The sequence below is a fragment of the Thermosulfurimonas sp. genome, assembly GCF_015491435.1.
GTDB lineage: Bacteria > Desulfobacterota > Thermodesulfobacteria > Thermodesulfobacteriales > Thermodesulfobacteriaceae > Thermosulfurimonas_A.
On the sequence record NZ_WFVX01000051.1, the window covers coordinates 1 to 6,628 of the forward strand.

Here is a 6,628-nt window from a genome sequence, read left to right on the forward strand (position 1 = left end):
GGTCGAGGGGGAGGGGCTGGTTCGGGCCTGCACCACGCCGGTAAGGGAGGGGTGGCGGGTCTGCACCGATTCGGATCCGGTCAAGGAGGCCCGACGCAGGATTCTGGAAACCCTGGTAGCCAATCATTACGGAGACTGCCGGGCTCCGTGCAGCCAACCCTGCCCGGGAGGATTAAACATTCAGGGGTATGTGGCTCTTATCGCCCGGGGGGAATATGCGGCGGCCCTTTCCCTGATCAAGGAGAGGTTGCCTCTGCCGGCCCTGGTGGGAAGGGTATGTCCCCGTTTCTGTGAACCTCGCTGTCGGCGGGCCCTGGTGGATGCCCCGGTGGCCATAAACGACCTCAAGCGGTTTGTGGCCGACTGGGGCCTTGAGCGTGGCGGCATCCGGGTGGAGATGGCTCCTCCCACCGGAAAAAGGGTGGCCATCGTGGGGGCCGGGCCGGCCGGACTCACCGCAGCCTATTATCTCCGGCTTAAGGGCCACCAGGTAACCATCCTGGAAAAGGAATCCGAGGCCGGAGGGATGCCCCGCTGGGTCCTTCCGGAGTTCAAGATCCCCCGGGAGGTCCTGCGCCGGGAGATCGAACAACTGCTTTCCCTGGGCATAGAGCTGCGCACCGGTCAGGCCTGGGGCAGGGATTTCACCCTTAAGGATCTTCTGGCCGAGGGATATCAGGCCGTGTTCCTGGCGGTGGGAGCCTTCAAGGAGAGGGAACACCAGATCCCGGGAGAAGAGAACAGTCTTTCCGGTCTGGACCTTCTCTATCGCCTGAAAAAGGGAGAGGAGATCCCCATCCGCAAGGGCCAGCAGATCCTGGTCATGGGAGGAGGCTACACGGCGGTGGATACGGCCCGTTCCCTGGTGCGGCTGGGGGCCGAGGTCACTCTCATCTATCCCCGTTCCCGGGTGGAGATGCCGGCCCCCCAGAGGGAGATTCGCGCCGCCGAGGCCGAAGGGGTAAAGCTCTTCCTCATGGCCATCCCTCTGCGTATCGAGCGCAATGGCCAGGCCTTCCGGGTGGAGATCGCTCGAACCGTGCTTTCCGAACCCGATCCCAAGACCAAGGCCCGGCGCATCATGCCCCTTGAGGACACCAGGGAGATAAGGAACTTTGACTGGGTGGTTCGGGCCTGGGGTGAGGAATCCTTTACCGAATTCAGGACCTTCGGGGAACTGGAAGCCCGGCTGGCGGTTACCCCCACCGGACAACTCAAGGTTCAAAGCAATACCCTGGCCACCAATATCCCCGGAATCTTCGCCGGGGGAGATTTTGTTTCCGGCCCCAAGACCGTGATCCAGGCGGTGGCCTCCGGAAGAAAGGCCGCCGAAGCCATCCATGCCTATCTTATGGGAATCAAAAAAGAAAAGACCCTTCCCACGGTCAAGTTCGATTTCAACCGGGGGAGACGCCCTGAAGACATGGATCTGGAGTTTTACGCCCAGTTCCCGCAGGTTCCCCGCGAAAAACCGGCGGAACGTCCGGCCCAGGAACGCAAGGAGGATTTCCAGGAGGTGGTGGGGACCCTTTCGGAGGAGGCCGCCCGCAGGGAGGCGGAAAGGTGTCTTAAATGCGGGTGTCTGGGTTTTCATAAATGCACCTTCAGGGAGATCCTGATACGCGAAAATGTACCGGCCCGGGGAAGGGTGCGGGCCAAATATCCCCTCCAGACCGAACATCCCTTTATAGAGGTGGATCCCAACAAATGCGTGGGATGTTTCCGGTGTGTGCGAAGCTGTCAGCACGAAGGGCTGGAATTGAAGATTTACGCCCAGGGGACTCCGGAGGAAGAAATACACTTTAATTTTACCGAGCACTGCGTCTCCTGTGGGGCCTGTGTGGATGCCTGTCCCACCGGGGCTCTGACCCGCAAGGACTCCACGGTGCCCTTTTCCCGGAATGAGGTACGGGAGATACGCACGGTGTGTCCCTATTGCGGTACCGGTTGTAACCTCCTGGCCAGGGTCAAGAACGGAACCATCCTGGAGGTGACCGGAGCGCCAGTGCCCCCCAATTACGGGCGTTTGTGTGTAAAGGGACGTTTCGGTTACACCTGTTACCGTCATCCGGATCGGTTGAAAAAGCCCCTGCTTCGAAGGGACCGGGGGCAGCCTTTCCGGGAGGTCTCCTGGGAGGAGGCCTTTGAATTTGTAGCGGAAAGACTTCTGGAGATCCGGGAGCGTTACGGTCCGGATAGCATCGGGGTCCTGTGTTCGGCCCGAACCACCAACGAGGAGACCTTTATCGCTCAGAAATTCGCCCGGGCGGTGATCGGGACCCATAACGTGGATAACCCAGCCCGCGTCTGACATGCTCCTTCGGTCGCGGGTCTCGCGGCCACCTTCGGATCCGGCGCGGCCACAGGAACCTTCGACGAGGTATATCGAACCGATCTTCTGATCTTATGGGGAGCCAATCCCTCGGAGGCCCATCCCATAGTGTCCTACAAGATAAAAGACGCCCTCTCCCGGGGGCTGAAGCTAGTGGTGGTGGATCCCCGGAAGACGGAACTGGCCTCGCTTGCGGACCTGTGGCTTCCGCTGCGTCCGGGGTCCAACGTGGCCCTGGCCAACGGTATAGCCCATGTGATCCTTCGAGACGGCCTTTACCGGGAGGAGTTTATTCGGGAACGCACCGAGGATTTCGAGGCTTACGCCCGCTATATCCTCACCGAATGGCCTCTGGAACGGGTGGAGAGGATCACGGGAATTCGCAAGGATTATATCGAACAGGTGGCCCGACTTTATGCCCGGGCCGAAAGGGCCCTCATCTTCTGGGGGCTGGGGGTGGCTGAACACCGCAGTGGAAGTTACGGGGTAATGGCTCTGGCCAATCTGGCCCTCCTCTGCGGGCACGTGGGGCGTCCGGGGACCGGAGCCATGCCCCTGCGAGGACAGAACAACGTCCAGGGGGCCTGCGACATGGGGGCCCTTCCCTATGTTCTTCCGGGCTATCAGAAGATAGAAGACCCTCTGGTGCGCAAGAAGTTTGAGGAAGTCTGGGGACGCCCCCTTCCCCAGAGACCGGGGCTCACCGAACCCCGGATGTATCAGGAAGCCCTTTCCGGAAACCTGCGGGCTCTTTACATCGTGGGCTACGACGTGGCCCAGACCCACGCCAATCTCAAGATGGTACACCAGGCCCTGATCAACCTGGATCTGGTGGTGGTTCACGACATCTTCTTTCCCAAAACCGGAGAGTTCGCCCATGTGGTTTTTCCGGTGGCCTGCCTGTTCGAGAAAGAGGGGACCACGGACAACGGTGAGAGACGGGTTCAGAGGATTCGCAAACTGGTGGATCCCCCGGCGGATCTGCCCTCGGATTGGGAAATCCTGGTGGAGATAGCCAAACGCATGGGTTATTCCATGAGCTACCGTTCGCCGAGGGACATCTTCGAGGAGATGCGCCGTCTTATGCCGACCTTTGCCGGGATCACCTACGAGCGTCTGGAGGAGCAGGGACTCTGCTGGCCGGTGCCTCACGAGGATCATCCCGGAACCGGGATCATGTTCGAACAGAATTTTGCCACCCCCACCGGCAAGGCCCGTTTTGCCATCCCCCGGTACTGGCCTCCGGAGGAGGAACCGGACGAGGTTTATCCCTTTCTTCTCATCACCGGCCGCAGATTATTTCACTACAACTGCGGTTCCATGACCCGAAGGGTGGAAGGGCTGATGGAACTTCTGCCGGAGGAGCTGGTGGAGATGAATCCCCGGGATGCCCGACGTCTCAGACTCAGGGAGCGGGATCAGGTCCGGATCGTCAGCCGCAGGGGAGAAATTGTGGCCCGGGTCCATGTAACCTCCCGGGTGCCGGTGGGAACCCTCTTTATGGATTTTCATTTCCTGGATCCCCTGACCAATACGATCACCAGTGCGGGAATGGACGTGAAGGTACACACTCCGGAGTATAAGGTGGCGGCGGTAAGACTGGAGAAGCTCTCCTAAAGGGCCTCGGCCAGGGAGGAGGCCCTTTTAAGGCCCCAGAGGAGTTCCCGGGTGATCAGGCCTTCCGGAGACTTGAGGCCCAGGAAGGTATATACCCACCCGGGAACCTCATAGACATAGTCTCCGCCGAAGCGTCCGTAAAGATGGGCCAGGTGATCGGCCAGGGTTACCCAGGCGGCTATCTTTCGGCTCTCTGGAGGGAGATCCAGGAACTCGAGCCTGGATACCGGATGATGGTAGCCCACCGCGGCCTCTATCTCCGGGGGAAGATCCCAGGTCTTAACGACCAGTTTGCCGAGAAGAGTATGGCCGAATCCGTAACGGATTTCCTCCTCCTTGAGGGGAGGCAGGTCTTCCTCTCCCTGGCTGAAAGAAAACTCCTGCGAGGACGGAAAGAGAGGGAGGAAGAATTTTCCTATATCGTGAAGGATACCCGCGGTGGTATAGACTCCTACATCGTAGCGGCGGGCAAGGGCGATGCTTCCCAGAATGGCGGATACCTCGATGGAATGCTTCCAGATTTTTAAGAATTCCTGCGGAGGGAGGGAGGTGCATTTTTCCAAGGTCCTGCGGAGGAAGTATTCCAGTAGCAGCACGCGCAGATAATTGTATCCCAGGAGGATAATGGCCCGGTGAACGGAATTGATCCGGGGGGCTCCGGAGGGGCGGAAATAGGCCGAGTTGGCCACCTTAAGGATCTGCGCGGTAAGAAGAGGGTCCAGCGAGACCATCCGGGCGATCTCCTGGACGTTGGATTCCGGATTGCTGAGGAGTTCTTCCAGCCTGGGGGAGATGGTTCGGGGAGGCGGAACGTCTTTAAGGAAATCCCGGAGGATTTTTTCTGCCTCCGCCTGGGCCGGGGCCGCGCCCCAGGAGTAGCGAGTGAGGTCGTAAGAGATGACCTCCCGCGGGGATACAGGGGCTGTTCCGGACTCCTGGCCCGGGAGGGAGGAGTAATCGGTAAGGGTCTCGGACCGATTTTCGGTGGATTCGGTGGAAACGGTAACTCCGGTCGCAAAGCGACGGTAGAAAAAATAGAGCACGATACCCACCAGGAGAAAGAGAAACAGAAATTTCAGGGGCATTAATTTTTTATTAGAATATTTTTAAGCCCGAGTCAATCCTTAGGGAGGAAAGTTTTGTTACTTTGGGGATAGCCCCGTTACCTATGTCCGATAATGGATATTATGTAAAATAAAGATCCCTCGGCTTGTCTCCCCGTCGCCGGACCTTTAGACTTAGAAAATGGGCATGACAGGGTTCCTCAAGCGTATCTATGGCCCCGGAGCGGTCCTGGTCTTTGCGGGAGCCTGGTGGGGGCTCCTCCAGGGCTGCCCCTTCCTGAAGACCTGGTTCTATCTTTTCGCCTGGTGGAGCTACATCCTTTTTGCCGACTGGCTCAACCTCAAACTCCGGGGAACATCCCGCCTTACCTCTTCCCCGCGAGGGTTTGCCGCCCTATGTGCCACCTCGGTCTTCTTCTGGCTCATCTTTGAGTGGTTCAACCTTTTTCTTAAGAATTGGTCCTATATCAATGTTCCATCGTCCATATTTTTGCGCTGGTTAGGATATACTCTGGCCTTTGCCACCGTTCTTCCCGGTATCTTTGAGACCTACGATCTACTGGAAAGGGTGCTTCCGGGCCGATATTCCCTCAGGCCCTTAGGTGATCCCGCCCGAACCTTTCCCCTGCTCACCCTCCTGGGTATTCTGACTCTGATCCTGCCGGTGGCCTATCCCCACTACTTTTTTTCTCTGGTCTGGGTATGGGCCTTTTTGCTCCTGGAGCCGATCAATTATCTCCTGGCTCGAGAGGATTCCCTGCTTTACGATCTGGAGGAGGGGTCTTTTCGGCGTCCGTTCCTGCTACTTCTCGCCGGTCTGCTCTGCGGCCTTTTCTGGGAATCGTGGAATTACTGGGCCGGCACCAAGTGGGTCTATACCCTCCCCTGGGCCTGGCTTATGCGGGTAAAACTCTTCGAGATGCCCCTTCCCGGCTATCTGGGCTTCCCTCCCTTCGCTCTGGAATGCTGGTCCATGTGGACCTTTGCCCGAATTTTTCGTCGTTACTCCGGATCCGTTCTGGTAATAATTTTTCCAGTCTTATTTTCTCTTTGGATCTTTCACCAGATAGATAAACACACCGTTTTATCCTTTATTCCATGAAAGGTGGCCTCCCATTTCTTTTTATTTTGCTTATTAAAGTTTCCCTGCTTTACTTTTTATTTTCTTTTGTTTTTCCGATTTTTATATTACCAATCATATTTATTGGTCGTCGATATATTTCCCTTAAACTGGAATTTTCAATTTCCATATTTAAAGGAAGTTTTGGTTTGGTATTGACAAGTCCCTTCGGGCTTGTTATTAAAGGAGTAAATAAAGGTTTAAGGAGGTTGTCATGAAGGGGTTAAAAGAGTTGATCCTGGTTGTCCTTGGGTTAGTAGCTTTTATGGTGCTGGGCCCGTTTGCCATTATTCCGGCGATCGCGGGTCTGGCCTTTATTTCCCGCATGGGAACGGCCCTGCATACTTCTACCAAGGAAGAGAAAGAGGTGGGAGTGGCCACGGCCACTGCTTAGTAAGTTTTAGCTTTTCCACCTCTTCACCACCTTTTAAAGGGGGGGCGCAAGCCCCCCTTTAAAATGCTCTTTATTTAATTTTATTTTACCCTTTAATATAA

4 protein-coding genes are annotated in these 6,628 nt (G+C 56.8%); 3 read left to right on the plus strand and 1 reads right to left on the minus strand.

Features of this window, described 5'->3' with window-relative positions:
* The first annotated feature begins 190 nt into the window (after positions 1–190).
* Positions 191–3,949 carry a formate dehydrogenase subunit alpha gene (fdhF, locus tag F8J34_RS02275; RefSeq protein WP_363315399.1) on the plus strand — a complete coding sequence of 1,253 codons (3,759 nt, stop codon included), beginning with the start codon at positions 191–193 and terminating at the stop codon, positions 3,947–3,949.
* On the opposite strand, the gene F8J34_RS02285 is transcribed toward fdhF, so the two are convergent.
* Positions 3,946–5,034, minus strand: coding sequence for an HDOD domain-containing protein (locus F8J34_RS02285; RefSeq protein WP_297056128.1), 1,089 nt, complete (start codon positions 5,032–5,034; stop codon positions 3,946–3,948). The two genes, fdhF and F8J34_RS02285, sit on opposite strands and share 4 nt — an antisense overlap.
* Before the next feature lie 166 nt (positions 5,035–5,200).
* On the opposite strand from F8J34_RS02285, the gene F8J34_RS02290 reads away from it, so the two are divergent.
* Both F8J34_RS02290 and F8J34_RS02295 read left to right on the plus strand, forming a co-directional pair.
* A complete protein-coding gene (locus F8J34_RS02290) occupies positions 5,201–6,115 on the plus strand; it encodes a hypothetical protein (RefSeq protein WP_297056130.1) in 915 nt (304 codons plus the stop codon).
* 232 nt (positions 6,116–6,347) lie between these two features.
* The gene (locus tag F8J34_RS02295) at positions 6,348–6,527 is read left to right on the plus strand and encodes a hypothetical protein (protein WP_297056132.1); all 180 of its coding nucleotides are present in this window, start codon (positions 6,348–6,350) and stop codon (positions 6,525–6,527) included.
* Positions 6,528–6,628 lie beyond the last annotated feature (101 nt).